Below are 19,319 nucleotides of genomic sequence, written 5' to 3'. Positions count from 1 at the left end.
CATTACTGCTAAAATAGCTAAGCCAGTCGAGTTCGCGGCTCAGCGACCGTGTGCTCTCTCCTGCTGAGGTAGCGAGGAACCGGATGACCGCCCTGGGAATTGGACCCGACGCCCGGCGCCGGTTGTCGGCGCCGAGGATCGCCGAAATCGTAGCCGACGAGTTGCGCCGGCAGATCATCGACGGTGAACTGGCCGACGGCGACCTGTTGCCGCGTCAGGAAGTTCTTGTCGAGCAGTTCAAGGTAAGCCTCGTTTCGCTGCGCGAGGCTTTGCGAATTCTCGAGACCGAGGGCCTGGTCTCGGTGCGGCGGGGCAACCGCGGCGGCGCGGTCGTGCACGCGCCGGCCAAAACCAGCGCCGCCTACATGCTCGGCCTGGTATTGCAGAGCGAAAACGTGGCCGTCAGCGACCTGGGTGCGGCGTTGCAGGAACTCGAACCCGCCTGCGCCGCACTGGCCGCTCAGCGACCGGATCGGGCCGACACTTTGGTGCCCGAACTCAAGCAGGTCAACGACGCCATGGCCGAGAACCTCGAAGACGGTCGGCTGTTCACCGAAATTGGGCGCCAATTCCACAATCTCATCGTCCGCGGCTGCGGTAACCACACCATCATCGCGGTCGTCGGCAGCCTGGAGACGCTGTGGAGTAGTCACGAACAACATTGGGCCGACGAGAGTTCGGCGCGCGGCACCTACCCGTCGCTGGCCAAACGGCGTGCCGCCCTCAACACGCACATCAAGCTGACCGAGACCATCGCCGAGGGTGACGTGGACCGTGCCCGCCGCATCGCCGGCCGCCACCTCGCCGATACCCAGACCTACGTGTTGTCCGGACGGCCCGAACAACGGATTTACGCATTGTCTCCGCAGGCGTTGTCGCGCCCGCGGGACGTCCGGCGCCCTTAAGGCCGCGCTTGACGACCCCGAGAACCGCTTTGGTCACCGGCGGCAGCGGTGGCATCGGAAAAGCGTGCGCCGCCAAGCTGTGTGAGCTCGGCTACGACGTGGCGGTGGTCGCGCGGCGTCAGGGTCCGTTACGTGCCGCGGCCGAGGAGATCGGTGCCCGCCCGATCGTCGCCGACGCCTCCGACCCGGACGAATTCGCCGCCGCGATCAGCGCTCTCGACCACATCGACCTCGTCGTGCACGCCTCCGGCGTGCTGGGCGGGACCTACGCGCGCAAGCAGACTTTCGAACAATGGCGCACCATCATCTCGGCGAACCTGGATTCGTGCTTCGTGGTGACCTCTGCCGTGCTGCCCCGGATGAAACCGGGTGCCCGGTTGATCTTCATCTCGTCGTCGGCATCTCACGAACCGATGATGGCGCGCACCGCCTACTCCGCATCCAAAGCGGGCATGAACGCGTTCGCGCGAGCGTTGGCGATGGAAGTCGACCGCGACGGCATCGCCGTCCACGTCGTGACGCCCGGACCCGTGGAAACCGAGATGCTGCAGGATGTTCCGTTCGAGATGTATGCGATTCAGGTGTCTGACATCGCCAATGCGGTCGCGTGGCTGGATACCGTCGACCCGGCTGTCGACCTGCCCGAGATCCGGTTGAGTGCGGTAGAGCGCGGACCGTTCGCACGCCCGCCGGTCGTCCCCACCGAAGCACGCCGGCGCGCTATGACACAGCGTTCGGGAAGTTCCTGATTACCGTTTCGCCGAATTCGACCAGCGACTTCGGGGCGGCGAAGTCCGCGAACCACACGTAGAACCGTTCAACCCGCTGGGCGGCCAGGCCGGCAAAATGTGCCGTCAATTCGGTGGCGTCGCCACAGACCAGCCCCGGCCCCAGGTGACCGAACCGGCGCGTGCTCACTTCGCGCACAGCGTTGGAATCGGCATCCGCCCGTACGAAACCGACCATCTGCTGCACCGAAATCCGAGCCGATCCGGCTGCATCGGCCAGCCGGGGCAGCCGGTCCAAATGATTGGCCTGCAAGTTCCACCAATCGGCATATCGGGCAACCAGTTTCATCAGTCGCGGTCCGCTGCCGCCGAGCAGCAACGGTATCGAATGTGTCGGTGTCGGTTGCTGCCCTCCCGCCCAGTACTGGGTGATCAACTCGAGGTGCCTACCGAGTTGTTCGACGCGTGCCACTGGATCCTGCTGTCCGACTTGAAATTTGGTGAACTCGGCCGGCCAAGACCCCGACCCGAGACCCAGATCGAAGCGACCTTCAGATGCGGCGGACAGAGTGACGGCCTGCTTGGCCAGCACTGCCGGATGCCGGAACGCGTCACAAAGCACCAGGTGACCGACCCGCAGCCGCTGCGTCCTGGCCGCGACCCAGTCCGCAATGCTCATTGCCTCCCAGATGTTTTCATCTGACTGGCCGGGCGCCTCAAGATGGTCGATGAAAGCAATTCCGTCGAAACCGGCCGCCTCGGCGTGCTGCGCACGATCGACGATGTCGGCCACCGGCAACCGGACCTGCGGCAGGAACAAGTACCACTCGACCATTCGACCACCTCAGCATGCACCGGTTGCCTGCGATTGCGCGGCGGTCGCTAGTTTACTATTTTTATTATGTTAGGGGTCTTATGGATGTTGGTCTGACGTCGGAGCAGTTGGCGCTGCGCGACACCGTGCGCGGCATCCTGCGCGCCGAATGTCCTCCCGATGCCGCCCGACAAGCCCTGGGCGACCAAGAGGCCGACCCGGAGCACTGGCGCACCCTGTGGAAGACCGTAGTCGACCTCGGCTGGACGGAGTTGGCAGCGCCCGATGCGAGCGGTGAATACGGTCCCCTCGAGCTGACGGTCGTGCTCGAGGAATGCGGCGCGGTGCTGGCGCCGGTGCCGCTACTGAGCAGCGTCGGACTGGCCGCCGGTGTGCTGCGTGCCGCCGGTCCAAGGGCCGACGAAGTGCTCGCCGAGATCGGCTCCGGGGTCATAGCGACATTGGCGGCGCACGCGCCCGGAGCGCGGCTGCCGGGTGCGCCGATGACGCTGCGCAACGGCCGGTTACGCGGACGCGCGGTCGCCGTCCCGCACGGCACCCGCGCCGAGCTGATCGTCACGCTCGCCGAATCGGAGGAAGGGATCGTGGCTGCGGTCGCGCGCGCAGGAGAGGGTGTCACGCTGACCGCCGTCGAATCGACGGACCCCACCCAGCCCATCGCCGACGTCGAGATCGATACCGCGCCCGTGGTCGTCGCACCCGTCGAGTCGATCGAATCCGCATTGGCCGCAGCGCTGGTGGCCGCGGCCGCCGATTTGGTCGGCGTCGCACGTGCCGCGCTGCAGCGATCCGTCGAGCACGCAAAGACCCGCCAACAGTTCGGCCGGCCGATCGGCACTTTCCAGGGAATCAAGCACGCGCTGGCGGACAACTACGTCAGCCTCGAGCGCGCCCGCAGCCTCACCTATGCGGCGGCCGCGCGGCTCGACGAACCGTCGGCTTGGGACTCGGCGGCGATGGCCAAGGCGGCGGCCGCAGATGCCGCGACCGCTTGCGCACGCAACGCGGTCCAGGTGCACGGTGCGCTTGGACAGACTTGGGAACACGACGCCCATCTCTTCGTGCGGCACGCCTGGCAGGGCGCCACGTTGCTGGGCGACAGTCGCGCGCTCTACCACGAGGTGGGCCGCCGGTTCGCGAAAGGCGCGAAATGACGGCTGTAACAGAAGCTTTCAGCGCGTGGTTGACCGAATTTTTACCCGCGGACTATTACCAGCGGTATCGGGAGTATCGCTGGGACATCCCGCTGCGGCGGGACTATCAAAGGGCCGCGTTCGAGGCTGGTTGGCTTCAGCCCACTTGGCCACGCGAACACGGCGGTCAGTCGCTGGGCCTGCGCGACGCGATGGAAATCCGTATCGAAGGGGCATTGCGATCGGCGCCCAAATTGCCCAACATTCAGGGTCCGGGCGTCGCGGCACCGGGCATCCGGCAGTTCGGCACACCCGAGCAGATCGAGCGTCTGCTGGTGCCGCTGCTGCGCGGCGACGAATGGTGGGCGTTGGGCATGTCCGAGCCGGAGGCGGGATCTGACTTCGCCGGCCTGCGTACCCGCGCCGAGCACGACGGAGAGGCGTTCCGGGTCAACGGTCACAAGATCTGGACCACTCATGCGCACCTGTCGCGATGGTGCACGTTGTATGCGCGTACCGACCCGGATGCGCCCAAGCATCGCGGTATTTCGTGTCTGATCCTGGATCTGCACTCACCGGGTGTGCGGATCGAACCGATCCGGATGGCTTCGATCTCCGACGAGACGTTCTGCGAAGTCTTTCTCGACGACGTCGAGGTGCCGGTGGAGAACCTGTTGGGACCGCTCAACGGCGGGTGGAACGTCGCGTTGTCGTCACTGCAGCATGAGCGCCAAATGATTTGGATCATGAACTGGGTCGAGATCACCCGCGGCCTGGACTCGGTGGGCAGCGCGTTGACCGCCCATCAGAGCCCCGACATCTACGCCGAACTCGGCAGCCTGCTGGCCGACGCCGAAGCCTTGCGAGCCACCGGATACCGCTCCCTGGGTAATGAGCTGAGTGGGCGGCCCAGCCCGGAAGCCGACACCATGAAACTCCTCGGATCAATTACCTTGCAACGTGTTTGGGAGCTCAGCGCGGCGGCAGCCGGCCCCATCTCGAGCAGCGACCCCGACCTGCTCTTCGAGCGCCAGGATGCCCTGGCCGCGACCATCTACGGCGGGACCTCCGAGGTTCAGCGCAACATCATCGCCGAGCGGGTGCTCGGGCTGCCGAAGGGATGACCACGATGGACTACGACCTCGGCGATGAAGCCGGTGAACTGCGTAATCGACTGCGGCAGTTGATCGCCGAACACATCCCGGCCGACTTTCTGGGCGCCTGCACCGACGATCCCGACGACCTGGCCACCACCGAATCGTTCTGCAAGCTGTTGGCGTCCGAGGGATTACTGGCGCTGGCCTGGCCGAAAGAGCACGGTGGCGGAGGCGGTTCGATTTGGCAGCAGACCGTACTGCGCGAGGAAATGTGGGCCAACTACGAGCCGCGCGGACCGCAGTACATGGGTATTAACTGGGTCGGCCCGGCCATCATGCGCTACGGGACAGACGAGCAGAAGGCCACGCACCTCTCGGGTATCGCGTCTGGAGAGGTGATTTGGTGCCAGGGGTTCTCCGAACCGGAGGCCGGGACCGACCTAGCGTCGCTGCGCACCCGCGCCGTCCCGGACGGTGACGGTTGGCGCATCACCGGCCAGAAGGTGTGGACGTCCTACGCCCGGATGGCGTCGTGGTGTGTGCTAGCCGCCTGCACCCACCCGGATGCGCCGAAGTCCAAGCGGCTCAGCCTGTTTCTGATTCCGATGGACCGCCCCGGTTTCACCGTGCGAGGCATCCCGTCCATGCTCGGACCGCATCACCTCAACGAGGTGTTCCTGGACGACCTGCGGGCTCACCCGGGTGACGTGCTGGGTGAGCCGGGCGACGGCTGGCGGGTAATGCGAGAAGCGCTGGCGTTTGAACGGGTCGGCATCGCCCGTTACGCCCGCTGCGAGTCACTGCTGGACCGGATGCAGGCCGAACTCGGCGACGACTGGGACCGGCTGCCGGAATCGATTCGCGCCCGGTGGGTTCGGGCGCTGATCGACTTGCGGGTGGCGCGGTTGATGGCATACCGGGCCGTCTCGCTACAGGACGATGTCTCGGCGGGTGCGGCGGCCAGTGCGGCGCGCATCGCCACCACCACGTGCGATCAGGTGGTGGCCGAGTTGCTCTTCGACGTGCTCGGCCCCTCGGCTCTGGACAGCGGCAACTCCGCGGCGCTCTACGGCGCCGTCGACGACCATTGGCGCTACGCGCAGGCGGCCACGGTGGCTTCGGGCACCATCGAAGTGCAACGCATGATGGTGGCCCGCGACGTACTGGGAGAACGCCGGTGAATACCGAACTGCCACAGGCTATTACCGACTTCGCGGCTGTTGCGGTCAAACGCTTGACCCGGCTCGGCGGACCGCAGGCGGCGCTGCGCGCCGAGACCGACAACTCCGTTCGAGACGCTGCAGGTGCCGCGCTGCGCGAGTTGGGCACGTTCGAACTCGACGTTCGATCGGGCCCTGACGACGTGCTGGCCGCGGCGGTGCTCTGCCAGGCCGCCGGCGCGACGGCGCTGCCCTATCCGCTCGTCGAGGAACTGTTGGCCCTTGCCGACGCTGACGGTGCCCGGCTGACCCTGGTCAACCCCGACGCACCCCGCATCGATCACGGCGATCTGCCCGGCGGGTGGGTCGCTGCCGATCTTGACGGCAACCGCTACCAACCGCACCCAGGATCGCGCACCGCAGCCAAGCTGGGTCCGTTCCTGGTGCCGGCAACGTTGCGCGTCGCGCAGGGACCCCAGAAAACCGTGTCGGCCGCCGACGTTAACCTTCATCTCGTGCTGGGATCATGGCGGATTCTGGGAGCTGCGCAGCGGGCGCTGGACATCGTTACCGAACATGTTCAGGCGCGGGTGCAGTTCGGCAAGCCATTGGCGGATTTTCAGGCCGTTCGATTCGCCGTTGCGGACGCCGCGGTCGCGGTGCGCGGACTGCACGAGCTCGCCAAGTACACGCTGTGCCGACCGGAATCTGCAGCGGTGCAAGTTCTTTCAGCAGATGCACTAGTGCTGCGCCTGAAGGCGGCCGAGACCGCCCGGCAGATGCTACGCACCGCCCATCAACTACTCGGCGCGCTGGGTTTCTGCGACGAATCCGACGTCAGCGTGCTCGACCGGCACACCCAACCACTGATCCGTTTGCCCCTGGGGCCCGAGGGTCTGGCCCTGCGCCTGATCCCGGAGGTACGCAGCGGGCACCTGGAAACGTTGTTCAGTGGGCGTATTTCGGCATGAGTTCGCAGAGCGTAGCCGTTGATGCGCCCGTCAATCCATTCGCGGACGGAATTCCTTTCAGCACCAAGCTCCAGCAGTTAGCCGAACAGCGCCACGACGACACCGCGGTGACCGTCGTCGCACTGGACGGCAGCACTCAGGCGCTTTCCTTTGGTGAACTCGACGCCCGAGCCAACCAATGGGGCCGCGCGCTCGCGGCTCGCGGTGCTGGCACGGGTTCCTTTGTGGCCATTGCCATCCCGAACTCGGTTCATCTCGTGCTGGCGACACTGGGGTGCTGGAAGATCGGTGCGGTTCCCATCCCCATGCACTGGGACCTGCCGGAGTGGGAACGTGAGCGGGTGCGCGCGGTGATCGACCCAACCGTCGTCATAGACGACACCACCCGCTGGGAACTCGACACCCGCGCGGGCGCCGAATCCGAAGCGTCCTTGCCCGAAGCCGTCTCCCCCACCGCCAACGGCATCTGCTCCAGCGGATCCACCGGCGTGCCCAAGGTCATCCTCAACCTGGCGCCGTCATTGTGGATACCGCAACAGGGTGAACCGTTCTTGGCGAACTGGACGCCGGTCGAAAAGCCCCAGCGAATCATGGTGCCGGCACCGATGTATCACACCAACGGGTTCGCCACATTCCTGATGCTCTTGGGCGGCGATCACCTGGTAATCCTCGAAAAATTCGATGCGCCACTGTTTGTCGACACGATCGAGCGTTACCGGATCACCAATTTCACTGCGACGCCGACGATGCTGGCACGCGTTGCCGCTCTGCCCGATATCCGCGAACGCGACCTGTCCAGCGTGGTGTTCATCCTGCAGGGCGCGGCCGTGATGCCGCCGTCGTTGTTGCGTACCTGGTTCGAGCTACTTAGCCCCGAACAGATCGTGACGGCTTACGGCATGACCGAGAACCTGGGGCTGACGGCGCTACGCGGTGACGAGTGGCTGAGTCATCCGGGCAGCGTTGGTCGGGGTTTCCGCGACACCGAGATCCGGATCCTGGACGCCGACAAGCGCCCCGTCGGCCCGGGCGAAGACGGCGACGTCTATCTGCGTGCCGCGATGAGCGCCGGCTACCGCTACCTGGGCGGCGCGCCGCCGCTACCGTCCACCGAGGACGGGTTCCGATCCGCCGGCGACATCGGCCACCTGGACGAGGACGGCTTTCTCTACATCACCGACCGCCGCGCGGACATGATCATCAGCGGCGGCGCTAACGTTTTTCCGGCCGAGGTCGAATCGGCGCTGTCCGGCCACCCGGCAATCGCCGACGTGGTCGTTATCGGCCTAGCCGATGCGCAGTGGGGACGCCGTGTGCACGCCGTGATCCAGGCTGCCGGCCCGCTGACCGAACAGGAGGTCATCGACTACGCCAAGGGCCGACTGGCTCCTTACAAGGTGCCCAAAACGGTCGAATTCGTCGACACGATCCCCCGTACCGCAGCCACGAAAATCAACCGCTCGGCGATGATTGCCGCGCGCGAAACAGGCTAGGCTCCGCCGCGCATGTCGATGTAGTGCGGAAAGATCGTCTCCCACAGCACGAGACAGCCAAGAAACCAAGCAACTGGTGTGGTCAATTGGAGCGAGCCCACTGAAGAGACAACCGGACGACCGCGACCGGCATGGGCCCTGGCATCTGCGTAGACCCACAGCGCAGTGGCCAAAACGATGCCGAGCAATTCGACGGCGGCAACCAGCAACCCGCCCGCGCCCCCGTGAATCCGAGTAAGCATGTACAACCTCTTCCAGCCTCCTGTTGCGTAGAAGCTACATCGTCGGGAGCGAGCGCGTGGCGCAAATGGTCGCTGAATCACGGGCCCGCGAGTCCCATCTGTCACTCGCGCACCTGCCTGGAGGGCAATGTGATTTTTGCCCGGCTCTGAGCGACACGTGGTTGGACGGGGGGTGGACAGGCGAGTGGTCGCTTCAGCGATTAGACCGGTTGCCAAGGTAACGAAACACTTCTTGTCAGTGCCCTTTCGTAAAATCTGACGCATGGGTTCAAGCACATCCGCGTGCGCGGATCGGTTGTGTGAGTTGACTTTTGGTTTCCTGCTACCGCGGGTGCGGGTGGTGCTTCAGTTATGCATGTCTGGGCATGCGGTGTATCACGTGGCCGTGGTGGCCACCGCTGCGGAAGCTAGCCGCGCGAGGTGCGATCGGTGCGTTTAGTATGCGCGAACCCATCGGCGATGGATGCCGCCAATTCCAGAAACGCCTGACGGGTCCGGCTGGCCATCAGGTCCAAGACGATCTCCGACCCTTGAGCCAGGTGATCGTCAAACGGAATCACATGAACGGCGCGGATGCGGGTCAGGAACTGCGCGGCGAGTCTGTCGAGGTCCACCGAGGATTTGCCCGGCCGGGCGGCGCTGATGACCACCGTCGCATTCGGCACCAGATGCCCACGACCGTGATGTTCCAGCCAATCCAGGGTGGCCAGCGCGCTGCGGGCGGCATCGATGGCCGGCGAGGCGACCAATACGATCGCGTCGGCCTCGTCCAGCACGCTTTCCATCGCCGAGTGCACCAGTCCGGTGCCGCAGTCGGTGAGGATCAGGTTGTAGAACCGCTGCAGCAGCCGGATCACCACCCGATAGTCGGCGTCGGAGAACGCCTCGGAGGTGGCCGGATCACGTTCGGAGGCCAGGATTTCCAGCCGACTGGTGCTCTGCGAGGTGTGGCGTCGGATGTCGGAATAGCGAAAGATGTTGTCGTCCAACAATAAATCACGCACGGTGGATCGACTTTGGTCGGGACCACGCTGGGCAAGGGTGCCGAAGTCGGGGTTGGCGTCGACAGCGATGACGCGATCCCCGCGGATCGCGGCGAACGTCGAGCCGAGCCCCACCGTCGTGGTGGTCTTTCCGACGCCGCCCTTCATCGACAGCACGGCGATGCTGTAGTCGCCGCGCACCGGTTGGCTTACTCGCGCCACGAGCTTCTGACGGGTGTTCTCCTGTTCGGATTCCTTGGGGGTAAGGCCCGTGACGCGGTGTACGACCTTGCGCCACCCGCTTTGCGGCTGCGGTCGCGCGCGACGTACCAGGCCGAGGTCAGTGTGCGACGGCATCCGCGGATCTGCGACGCCGTGTTGCGGTGATGGAGTGCTGGGTGTGGCACTAGTGAAAGGCGTTGTCACCGGCGGCGGCGCGGGCGGGTTCAGCCGCGGATCCGACGTGGACGGTGGCCTCGGCGCGGGTCTCGGGTCCGACGCCGGCGGCGGTGTCGGCGGCGGTGTCGACGCGAGCGGCGCTGTCGGCGCGGGCGGTGGAGCGGGCGGATCGGCGGCGACAGGACGCCCCGGTATCGGCGCCGGACGCACCGGCGGACCGTCGTCAACGGCCGGGGGTTCGGGCACCGGCGGCCGCGGCAGCGGCGGCAGCTCCATAACGCGCGTGCCTTCGGCCGTCGGACCCGGTCGGTCCGGCTCTTCGACAACCGGCTCCGAATCGCCCCTCGGTGCCGTCGGCACGTCGATGACGTCTGTGCCCTCCGGATCCGCTCGGTGAGCCCCTTCGGCAACCGGCTCAGGATCCACAGTCGGTACCGCGGGCACATCCATTACCCGGGTGCCGGCACTCATCGGTCCGGGTCGTTGCGGCGCGTCGTCGACGATCGGCGTTATGTCTTCGACAACGGTTGCCGCTTCTGCGTCGGCAGCCTCCTGCGCAAGCTTGGCCCGAATCTCTTGCACCGGAATCGGATTGGTGTCCGCGTCACTGCTGCGCTTGAATCCCGACGTGGGCTTGGGGATATCTGAGTCGCTCACTATTGGATTCTCGAGGTCAGCTCGCGGTTGGACATACCGAGCACATTCTCCAGCGCGGCGCGCATGTCGCTGAGCTCGATGCGCATCAACTCCGTTTCGTCGAGATCCTCGAGGCTGACGTCCTCGCGTTCGCTCAGCCGGTACTCCCGCTCCTCTTCGGCCGTCTCGATCACGTTGCGGACAAACCGTCCGTTGCCGACCAGGTCGATGTCGCGACGCAACTGACCGGTGTCGTCCAGGGATTGACCTGCGTAAAGGCGCTCGCAGGCGGCAACCAACTCGTCATAGGCCGGCTCGGTCAGCTCGGAGTCCCGCGTCTTGGCAACCAAGCGACCGATGTCACCTAACTCGATCGGGTCGTAAGAGGCGAACCGAATCCGCTTGGTGAACCGGGACGCCATGCCTTCGTTGGCAGCCAGGAACCGGTCGATCTCCGAGTCGTAGCCCGCGATGATCACCACCAACCGGTCGCGGTCGTTCTCCATCCGGGACAACAAAGTGTCCACCGCCTCGCGGCCGAACGCGTCACCGCCGGAGAGACCCGTCTGGATCAGCGTGTACGCCTCGTCGATGAACAACACCCCGTCCATCGCCGAATCGATCAGGGCAGACGTCTTTATCGCCGTACTGCCCAGGTGTTCACCGACGAAGTCGCTGCGCTTCGCCTCGATCACCGCGGGCGTCTTCAGCAGCCCAAGCCCGCAGTAGACCTGCGCGACGACGCGGGCGATGGTGGTCTTGCCCGTTCCCGGCGGACCGGTGAACGCCAGGTGCAGGCTGCGGGATGCCGCGCTGAGACCCTTGCCCTCGCGGACCTTGGCCAGTTTGGCGGCGGAGCGCAACTTGGCCACCTGCAGCTTGACGTCGGTCAAGCCGATTTGGCGGTCCAGCTCCTGCTGCGCTGCGCGCAAGTACTCGTTGCCGCGTTCGGCGATGCCCTCGGCACTGATCTCCTGAGCGTTGCGCGCCGTGCTGGGATCCCACTTGTTGGTGCGAGATTCGATGTCTTCGGCGCTGCTCAGAATGAGCCGGTACTTGGGATCATGCAGCGCCGCCGCGTTCGCCTCGAACCCGGGCTCCTCGCTGTAGATCCGCTCGAAAATTACGCGCGCCTCGGGCTCCTTACCCATCTCGCGCAACGTCAGGCCCTTACAGAACTCGGCGGCGCGGCCTGCTGCCGGAATCGGGCCATCGATCGCCTGGTCAAGGCGACGAATGCCCTCGCCGAACAAACCCATCTGCGCACATGCCGACCCCACCATCAGATGCGCTCCGGCGGCGATGTACTCGTCAGCGAACGAGGCCGAATTTGCAAGTGTCGCAAGCACATCCGGCCAGCGCTGAGTGGTGAAGTGCAGCACGGCTCGGACGTAGGCGCAGATTTCGGCGGACTCGGCGTCGCCTTCGGGCATCGCCCGGCGCATCGCGTCCAACTCGTCGAGCACCCGCTCGGCCTCGTCGAAGTCCTTGCCCGCGATCATGTTTGCCGCATAAGCCAGCCAGACCTCGGTGAGCGTGCCCAGCGTGTAATCCAAGTACAAGCCGGTTTGGAAGCGTCCGCTCAGCGCGTGCCGGGGCAGCCCCAGCCGCCGCTGTTCACGGTTGAGGTTTTCTTTGCTGGTCCGCCAGAGGTTGTAAATCACCTCTCCGCTGGTCTCCCCGGCCGCTGCGCGTCCCAGCCAGGCGTCGCTCATCTGCGGGTCGTGTTCGGTCGCCCGTTTGAAAGCCAGGGCCGCGTATTGCACGTCGCGATCGGTTTCCAGCCCATCAATGGGAATTCCCAGCGACAACACGCCGGCATCGAAGACCCGCTGCGCGTCCCGGGTGCCAGGCATCTACTTGGTCCTTACTACTAGCGACTACGCAGGGGTGGCCGTGCGGCAAAATAAAGTCTCGCCCTTCATGTTCCCCACGTCCTGGGCGGTAAAAAGTTATTGTACCGATCCGAACAGTCGCATTTCGTCGTCAAATCAATGCACGATCCAGATTTCGGCGAGCGTGGAGGTGAGCCGGAGTGCCACAGCAACAGCCGCAACGACAACCGGTGCGGTCCCGGACCGGGACCATCGCCGTCGTCACCACCGAACGTGGGCTTCCGACGGCGCTCAAACTGGACCGGTCCGAGCTCGCCCGGCCGCCCCAGGAGCTGGCGAGTGAGATTCTTGCGCTGTGCAAGCTGTCTGCGCTGCGAGCCCAGGTGGCCTTCCGACGAGAGCTGGTCAGCAAGGGTTTTACCGCTTCGTCGCTGCGGGAAATTCGGTTGCCGACCGAGGAAGACCTGGCCCGTGCCGAAGAAGAGCTGTACGGAGAGGATCAAGACGAGCCTCCCGCTACCTGGATGAGGTCGGTATGACCAGCCTGGCGCAGTCGGTGATCGCACGTGCCACCAAGCAACGAGACCTCTTGCAGTCGATGACCGAGCAGTCCAGAGCGATTTCTGCGCGGGTGACCAGCCGTGACCGGGCGGTGAGTGCCGAGGTCGACGGGCTGGGTCGACTGACCGGATTGTGGCTGGGACCGCCCGCCAGCCGGCTGGATCCGGATGCCTTGGCCAGCCTGATCGTCGACACGGCCGCCGCCGCCGCCAAGGTCGCAGCGGAACGCTACAACTTCCTTCTCAAGGAGTTCATGGTCCGCATGCAGGAACTGCAGAACGCGCCGCTGGTTCGATCCGACGGCACCGTCGTGGAGCCGAAATAACTTACTGTCGACGCTTATTGCACACATGTGAATCGCACGCATCGCAAAAGTCTGCTTAAAATTCGTGCAGTTTATTGGCTGCGGGGGCGCTTAGGGTTGAAAGACCAGCGCAAGGCTGCAACTCATCGGGAATCCTGGGGGAAAGAAGCAGATGAAGTTCTCAATGGAACCTGAGTTCATGGAGGGACTCAACGACGCGCAAGAGGCCGCGTGCGCCGGCATCACGGCCGCGTACAGCGCGGTAACTCCAGCGGTGCTGACTTCGTTTTCGATGACACTGGGTGCGATCGCGGCGGCGAACATGATCCCGGTGATGCACGAGACCACGGCAAACAACGTCTTGAGCGGCATGATGACCGCCAGCAATCACGGGCTACTGGGCGCTGCAACGCATATGTCGCAGGGGGCCTACGTCGCTACCGATACGCCCACCGACGTCTAGGACCAAACGATGGGTACCGCAGACCCTGCGCCGGAGGCAGGGTCATCCGGCCAGTTCGATCCGATCGCGGACTTCGATCACTTGCCGGTCATCAATCAGGTGGAGAACGACCTGCAAGCTTGGCTGAACCGGCCCGTGCAGGACATTCTCAACCAGTTCAACCTGGGCCAGTTGCCCATGGGTGGGCCGGACTTTTCCGGACTACCGGGTGAGGCTATCCCCGCCGACCTCACCGGGGCTCAGGGCATGGGCAGCAACTTCACCGGCGGCCTGCTCAAGCCCGTCACCGACATGCTCGGCACTCTCGGCCCGGGCCTGTTCCAGGGCTTGAACCCGACTCAGATGTTCGGTGGCGTGACCCAAGCCTTCCAACAGGCGGCCGGCGGTTTGCAGCAAGCGCTCGGGCAGATGATGGGCGGCATGGGCGGCCAAGGGTGGTCGGGCGCCGGCGCCGCCGCATCCGCCGCGAAGACCGGAGAGACATTGGCCAACGGTGCCGCGGTCGGCGCCCAGGGCACCGCGCTGGGAGCTGAGTACACCGCTGCGGCCGCCAACGTCCAACAGGGGCAGGCACGGCTGATCGAGATCCTCACGCAATGCCAACACGAGCTTGAAGGCCTCTCCGCCGGACTGCCCTGGACGGCACCGGAAATGGTCGAATCGGCTTCGCGGGCCACGGCGCTGGCCACCGAATGCATCACCGAACTGGAAAGCACCCTGACCACTCAGGCCGCCGCGACCACCGCCACCGGTGCCCCGGTCGCCGTCGCGCAGGGGCCCGAGATGGCCATGGGGATGCTCGGCCCGATGCTGTCGGTGGGAATGAGCATGATCGGCCCCGCGATGCAGATGGGCGCCATGCCGCTCACGATGGGTGTCCAGGCTGGTACTCAAGCCCTACAGGCCGGCATGCAGGCCGGCACCAGCCTGGCGTCAGGGCTGGGCCAGGCGGCCCAGGGTGCGGCGGGACCGGCTTCGGCGCTGGGTCACACGGGCCGGATGGTGAGCGCGTCCCACCCGACTGGCGGCGGCCATGGCGGCGGAGGCGGAGGTCTCGGCGCAACCACACCGGCTCGGGCAACGCCTTCCTCACCAATGTTGCAGAACGAGACCAACGCCGCGGCCGCCGCCCGATCCGTGGCTGCCCGGCCAATGGGTGGTGGTGCCGGCATGGGCATGGGTATGGGCGGCGCCGGGATGATGGGCGCGGCCGGCGCTCACGGCGGCAAGGCCGGTGCCAGCGGCAGCCACTCGGCGGCGTCGTTCCTGCACACCACTGATCAGGGCGGCGAGATCGTCGGTGATCTCGGCCACGTCAGCCCTGCGGTGATCGGCGATACCAACATCAATCCAGACGACAACCCCGATATCAAACTTCGAATTTAGGAGCACGAAATGGCCGCCAACGACCGCCTGTCCATTCAGCCGAACGAGGTCACCGAGGTCACCAGACAACTCGACGAACTCGCCAACCGCATGCAACGAGTGATGGAAACCGAGTTGCCGAATCTCAACGTGATCGCCTCGGGGCACGACGAGGTCTCACAACGGGTCGCGCACACCCTCAACGAGGTCCATGGCTCGTTCGCCAAGGCATCTGGACAGGGCGCCAACGAGATTCAAGAGATTTCGGCGACGTTGCGCTCGCACTCCGGGCGCATCGCGGAAGCAGACCTCGCATAACGCGATTCGATCAAACGTCGCTGGACAGCGACCTCGGCTAAGACTCGAAGGGGGGCTTGAGCATGGGATTCACCAATGTGGTGTGGGAATCACGCAGTACCGAACAACTGGCGCGCGACCTGACCGAAGGACCCGGGCCGGCCTCGGTCGGGGAAGCCGGCGCCGCCTGGATTCGGGTGGCGAACGAGTTCGCGAAGATTTCGACCGACTTCGACCAGATCGTCGAACGCTATCGGACCGCATGGGAAAGCAGTGCCTCCGAGGCGGTGGTCCGCAAGCTCGAAGTGTTCGGCAAGTGGCTGCAGGCGGCCAGCCTGAACGCGGCCGCGAACGGCCGACGGGCCGAAGAGGCCGCCGTAGCCAACACGGTCGCGATCTTGTCGATGCCCAGTGTTCCCGAAGCCGTGGAGGCCAAGGCGGCGCAGGACATGATGGCATCACTGTCGGCATACAACGGCGCCATCCTGCACGGCAGCTTCGCCGAGTTCGACGAGGCGGCTTCGGCCCAGCAGGCGGACGCCGCCGCGGTGATGAACCGCTACGAGGATGCCGTGGCCGAACTGGCCGAGCCGTGGGAGCAGCCGCTTCCGCCACAAGTCACCACCGGCGCCGCCCTCGCCGCGGAAAAAGACGGCAAGTCCGGTGGCGGTTCGCGCGGCGGTGGTGGCGGCGGCGGTGGTGCCGCCAGGCAGCTGTCACCGATGATGGCCACTCCGATCAAACCGAGCGACGAGGCCAAGCAGCTGAAGCGCACCAGTTTCGCCGGAAATTCCGCCGGCAGCAACGGGTTTGGCCGCGGTGGCGGTTACGCGCCGATGGCCGGAGCGCGGCGCGACGAGGGCAGCCGCGAATACGAGTCCTTCCGCGAAGCCGAGACGCTCGAGGGTGGCGGCGAGGCGGGTGCGAGCTTGTCCGATGCCGGCCAGTCCTGGTTGCCGGCCGCGCAGCAAAGCGACGCGCCATTCATGGTCTCGAATGTCAGCTGGGGCCCGAACACCGCGATATTCGATGACCTCGTGACGCCGGATCCGCAGCAGGTGGAGGGCTTCGCCACCGAGCCGGAACGAACGCTGCAGCAGATCTCCGACCGGTGGGTTTCCCCGCCGGTGATCGGCGCCGAACAGGAGGTGACGTTGTGACCACTGCCGTGGCCGCGGACTTCACCCTGACCGACGACGAGCTTCAGGTCATTGGTTCGCGAATTGGGATTCAGGGATTCCCAGTCGTTTTGGCCGTGCGGCCCAGGTACGGCACGGTCGACGCACTCACGACGGCCCTCGACTCGGCCACACGTCGCCTCGTTGCGCGCGGCCTGATCATCGACGGCGCAATCGATCCCGATCTGACACCGCTGCTGGCTGCGTTGGAACGTCCGCACCGGGAGTTGGCGATGCGGTTGATGACGCCGCGAGGCCTCGCCCGCTATTCGATCGTGCGTCGCGGCGATCTGCAGTTGCTGGCGCGTCGGGTGGCCAACGAAATCACACTGCGGGTGATCGACGCCCCGCCGGATCTGCCCGGAGTCACCCGAGCCCTGATCGCGGAGCTGCCGCGGGCCGAGGCCGCACAGTTTTCTCCAGTGCCGGCGCCCCTCGAGGCGGTGGGCCGCTACCTGACGGGCACGCACGACGCGGCGCAATTGGCCGATCGGGTGCGGGCGCTCGGCGCCGAACCCCGTACCGCGATGACGCTGGGCTCCGCCCTGTCCACCCGCGCCGCGTTCGCCGAAATCGTTTACTACGCACTGTGTTCCGATCAAGACCGCATTTCGCGGCAACCCGCCGCGGTCGGGGTGTTCTATACCAAGCAGGGTCGCATCGTCGGTGCGCCCAGCGCCTCTCCCAATGGACAGCTGTGGACCACGCTGAAGCCGGGCTCAGACCATGCGCTCGGACAAGCGATCGGCCAGCTCATCGAGGTATCCGCGGAACGATGGGAGAGGCTCTAGATCACAGTTGAGACACCCAATTAACTAATCCCACAGGCCTTTTCGGGACAGTCCCGTTACCAACAGAGATTGGAGATGAAAATGACCGTTGCTCTTTCGCCCGAAGAAGCGAAACAGGTATTGCGCAACATCGAGGAGCAGGTTCGGCAGGTGAAGAACCGGCAGGCCGACATGCGTCTCCGCGCCGAGGAGATGGTGCATAGTTCGTGGCACGGCGGGCAGGCGAAGCGATTCGGCGAGGCCATGCAGTCCCATGACTCCGACCTGACGGCGGTCGGCAACGAGCTGGACCACGTCGTTACCGAGGCACAGCACAAGGTCGATCAAATCACCGCTCAGGCGATGTGACAGAAAGGAATTGACATGGCAACGACCAGCGACATCCTCTACAACTTCGCCGAGAACCACGACGGATTGGATCACATCCAGCGAGTCGTGACCGACATCCACACGATTGCCGACGACGTCCACAAGATCTTCCAGGGCATCTCGGACCTGTGGCAGGGCGCGACGCCTGAGGCGTTGCAGGCCGCCCACGCCAGCATCGATGCAAAGCTGAAGGACTACCTGGACGCCATCCAGGCGACCGGTGCCGGCGCCAGCGACCAGCAGGACGAGATGCAGGCTTTGGACCAGAGCCTGGCGGGCGGTTTCTGACCTCTCCCGATGGGGGCCCGGGCTTGCCGCAACGGCGGGTCCGGGCCCTTTCAGATCTAGGACTCCCGCGGCGCTCTGAGCCGGCCGAAGTTTTCGCTGACGGCTCCGGCCAGTTCGAGGTAGGCCTGTCTGGTCGCGGGGTTCAACCGGTTGAAGTCCACATCGGCCCCCTCGGCGAGGTGCTGGTCGAACGGGATCAAATGTATTGACCGGCAACGTGACTGGAAATGTTCGTAGACCTTGTCGAGCTTGAGCGCCGCCGAACCCGGCCGCGAGGCGCTCAGCACCACATGGGCTTCCCGAACCAGGCCCGAATGCCCGTGTTGCATCAGCCAGTCCAACGTTGCCGACGCGCTGCGCGCCGCGTCGATGGCCGGTGAACTGACCAGCACGATGCTGTGGGCCAGATCCAGGATCGCCGACATCGCCGAATGCATGATGCCGGTGCCGCAGTCGGTCAAGATGATGTTGTAGAAGTGCCGCAGAATCTCCACCGTGCGCCGGTAATCTTCGGCTCCGAATACCTCGGATACAGCCGGATCCTGTTCGCTGGCAAGCACTTCGAGCCGACTGGTGGCCATCAGGGTGTGGTTGCGGACGTCGGCGTAGCGGTTGATGTTCGGATCTGACAACAGGTCTCGCACGGTCGAGCGCGTCGACAGGTCGCCGACCCGCTCGCCCAACGTGCCGCGGTCCGGGTTCGCGTCGACGGCGATCACCCGGTCGTGACGCACCGTCGCCAGTGCCGATCCCAATCCGAAGGTGGTGGTGGTCTTTCCGACCCCACCTTTGATCGAGAGCACCGCGATGCGGAAGTCGCCGACGATCGGCTGGCGAATCTCGGCGAGCAGATGTTCCTGCCGGCGTTCCTTGCGGGACGCGCCTGGGTTGACGTGGCCCGAGGTGGCCTTGTGCACGGCTCGGCGCCAGCCCGAGGGCGGCGCAAACCGCTCCGGGTGGGCGATCTCCGCTTCGTCAATTGAAGGGGGCGTCCGGAACGGTTGATACCCCGCGGGCCAGCAACCGCCGCAGCCTTCTCCGCAGTCGGGACCGCCTCATCAATTCCGAGCGCCGGCGGCCCGACCGGGCGCCAAGCTGCCCTGGCCGCCGCCACCACCGCCACCCGGACCGTTCCCACCGCCACCCTGGTGGCCGGGACCGCCTCCGGGACAACGTGTTCCACCTCGCCCAGGCGCAGCACCCCGCCCCGCGCCAGCCCGAGGGCGGCGCAAACCGCTCCGGGTGGGCGATCTCCGCTTCGTCAATTGAAGGGGGCGTCCGGAACG

Annotated in this window: 20 protein-coding genes and 1 pseudogene; 16 read left to right on the top strand and 5 right to left on the bottom strand. The window is 65.5% G+C overall.

Going from position 1 to position 19,319, the window contains the following annotated elements:
* Positions 1-83 precede the first annotated feature (83 nt).
* Complete coding sequence (locus tag A5634_RS08405; protein WP_065143591.1) at positions 84-905, top strand: FadR/GntR family transcriptional regulator; 822 nt, start codon at positions 84-86, stop codon at positions 903-905.
* Between the two features lie 8 nt (positions 906-913).
* On the top strand, positions 914-1,654 hold the full coding sequence (locus A5634_RS08400) for an SDR family oxidoreductase (protein ID WP_065143590.1): 741 nt from the start codon (positions 914-916) through the stop codon (positions 1,652-1,654).
* Here the strand turns inward: A5634_RS08400 and A5634_RS08395 are convergent.
* Positions 1,626-2,468, bottom strand: coding sequence for an LLM class flavin-dependent oxidoreductase (locus A5634_RS08395; RefSeq protein WP_065143589.1), 843 nt, complete (start codon positions 2,466-2,468; stop codon positions 1,626-1,628). The two genes, A5634_RS08400 and A5634_RS08395, sit on opposite strands and share 29 nt — an antisense overlap.
* 80 nt (positions 2,469-2,548) lie before the next feature.
* Here A5634_RS08395 and A5634_RS08390 point away from each other — a divergent pair, with 80 nt between their 5' ends.
* The 5 genes from A5634_RS08390 to A5634_RS08370 are packed head-to-tail and all read left to right on the top strand — an operon-like array spanning position 2,549 to position 8,322.
* Positions 2,549-3,622, top strand: a complete 1,074-nt coding sequence (locus A5634_RS08390; protein ID WP_065143588.1) for an acyl-CoA dehydrogenase family protein — start codon at positions 2,549-2,551, stop codon at positions 3,620-3,622.
* Entirely contained in the window at positions 3,619-4,725 is a 1,107-nt protein-coding gene (locus A5634_RS08385) for an acyl-CoA dehydrogenase family protein (RefSeq protein WP_065143587.1), read from the top strand. The genes A5634_RS08390 and A5634_RS08385 overlap by 4 nt, the downstream gene beginning before the upstream one ends.
* The gene (locus tag A5634_RS08380) at positions 4,722-5,879 is read left to right on the top strand and encodes an acyl-CoA dehydrogenase family protein (RefSeq protein WP_172831659.1); all 1,158 of its coding nucleotides are present in this window, start codon (positions 4,722-4,724) and stop codon (positions 5,877-5,879) included. Before A5634_RS08385 ends, A5634_RS08380 begins: the two co-directional genes overlap by 4 nt.
* A complete protein-coding gene (locus A5634_RS08375; RefSeq protein WP_065143586.1) occupies positions 5,876-6,829 on the top strand; it encodes an acyl-CoA dehydrogenase family protein in 954 nt (317 codons plus the stop codon). Before A5634_RS08380 ends, A5634_RS08375 begins: the two co-directional genes overlap by 4 nt.
* Positions 6,826-8,322, top strand: coding sequence for a class I adenylate-forming enzyme family protein (locus tag A5634_RS08370; RefSeq protein WP_065143585.1), 1,497 nt, complete (start codon positions 6,826-6,828; stop codon positions 8,320-8,322). Before A5634_RS08375 ends, A5634_RS08370 begins: the two co-directional genes overlap by 4 nt.
* Here the strand turns inward: A5634_RS08370 and A5634_RS08365 are convergent.
* The 3 genes from A5634_RS08365 to eccA all read right to left on the bottom strand — a co-directional run bounded on the left by A5634_RS08365 (position 8,319) and on the right by eccA (position 12,438).
* The gene (locus tag A5634_RS08365; RefSeq protein ID WP_065143584.1) at positions 8,319-8,564 is read right to left on the bottom strand and encodes a hypothetical protein; all 246 of its coding nucleotides are present in this window, start codon (positions 8,562-8,564) and stop codon (positions 8,319-8,321) included. The two genes, A5634_RS08370 and A5634_RS08365, sit on opposite strands and share 4 nt — an antisense overlap.
* Positions 8,565-8,971: 407 nt before the next feature.
* Positions 8,972-10,603, bottom strand: coding sequence for a MinD/ParA family ATP-binding protein (locus A5634_RS08360; protein ID WP_065143583.1), 1,632 nt, complete (start codon positions 10,601-10,603; stop codon positions 8,972-8,974).
* A complete protein-coding gene (gene eccA, locus A5634_RS08355) occupies positions 10,603-12,438 on the bottom strand; it encodes a type VII secretion AAA-ATPase EccA (RefSeq protein WP_065143582.1) in 1,836 nt (611 codons plus the stop codon). The genes A5634_RS08360 and eccA overlap by 1 nt, the downstream gene beginning before the upstream one ends.
* Before the next feature lie 179 nt (positions 12,439-12,617).
* On the opposite strand from eccA, the gene A5634_RS08350 reads away from it, so the two are divergent.
* The 9 genes from A5634_RS08350 to A5634_RS08310 all read left to right on the top strand — a co-directional run bounded on the left by A5634_RS08350 (position 12,618) and on the right by A5634_RS08310 (position 18,033).
* The gene (locus A5634_RS08350) at positions 12,618-12,956 is read left to right on the top strand and encodes a hypothetical protein (RefSeq protein WP_065143581.1); all 339 of its coding nucleotides are present in this window, start codon (positions 12,618-12,620) and stop codon (positions 12,954-12,956) included.
* The gene (locus A5634_RS08345; protein ID WP_065143580.1) at positions 12,953-13,303 is read left to right on the top strand and encodes a YbaB/EbfC family nucleoid-associated protein; all 351 of its coding nucleotides are present in this window, start codon (positions 12,953-12,955) and stop codon (positions 13,301-13,303) included. Before A5634_RS08350 ends, A5634_RS08345 begins: the two co-directional genes overlap by 4 nt.
* Before the next feature lie 151 nt (positions 13,304-13,454).
* Positions 13,455-13,745: a hypothetical protein gene (locus A5634_RS08340; protein WP_081290292.1), complete on the top strand. Its 291-nt coding sequence runs from the start codon at positions 13,455-13,457 to the stop codon at positions 13,743-13,745.
* A gap of 9 nt (positions 13,746-13,754) precedes the next feature.
* Positions 13,755-15,131 (top strand): hypothetical protein, encoded by a 1,377-nt coding sequence (locus A5634_RS08335; RefSeq protein WP_155769435.1) that lies wholly within the window; start codon positions 13,755-13,757, stop codon positions 15,129-15,131.
* 9 nt (positions 15,132-15,140) lie between these two features.
* Positions 15,141-15,428, top strand: coding sequence for a PE family protein (locus A5634_RS08330; protein WP_065143579.1), 288 nt, complete (start codon positions 15,141-15,143; stop codon positions 15,426-15,428).
* 62 nt (positions 15,429-15,490) lie between these two features.
* Positions 15,491-16,567 carry a PPE domain-containing protein gene (locus tag A5634_RS08325; protein WP_065143578.1) on the top strand — a complete coding sequence of 359 codons (1,077 nt, stop codon included), beginning with the start codon at positions 15,491-15,493 and terminating at the stop codon, positions 16,565-16,567.
* Positions 16,564-17,376, top strand: a complete 813-nt coding sequence (locus A5634_RS08320; protein ID WP_065143577.1) for an ESX secretion-associated protein EspG — start codon at positions 16,564-16,566, stop codon at positions 17,374-17,376. The genes A5634_RS08325 and A5634_RS08320 overlap by 4 nt, the downstream gene beginning before the upstream one ends.
* 81 nt (positions 17,377-17,457) lie before the next feature.
* The gene (locus A5634_RS08315; RefSeq protein ID WP_155769434.1) at positions 17,458-17,724 is read left to right on the top strand and encodes a WXG100 family type VII secretion target; all 267 of its coding nucleotides are present in this window, start codon (positions 17,458-17,460) and stop codon (positions 17,722-17,724) included.
* A gap of 15 nt (positions 17,725-17,739) precedes the next feature.
* On the top strand, positions 17,740-18,033 hold the full coding sequence (locus tag A5634_RS08310; RefSeq protein ID WP_065143575.1) for a hypothetical protein: 294 nt from the start codon (positions 17,740-17,742) through the stop codon (positions 18,031-18,033).
* A 56-nt stretch (positions 18,034-18,089) separates the two neighbouring features.
* Here the strand turns inward: A5634_RS08310 and A5634_RS08305 are convergent.
* Positions 18,090-19,061: pseudogene (locus tag A5634_RS08305) on the bottom strand (AAA family ATPase); the annotation flags it as partial.
* Positions 19,062-19,319 lie beyond the last annotated feature (258 nt).

Origin of the sequence: Mycobacterium asiaticum (assembly GCF_001673365.1) — a bacterium.
GTDB lineage: Bacteria > Actinomycetota > Actinomycetes > Mycobacteriales > Mycobacteriaceae > Mycobacterium > Mycobacterium asiaticum_A.
The sequence above is the reverse complement of the archived record's forward strand: the minus strand, read 5'-3'. Positions and strand labels throughout refer to the sequence as shown.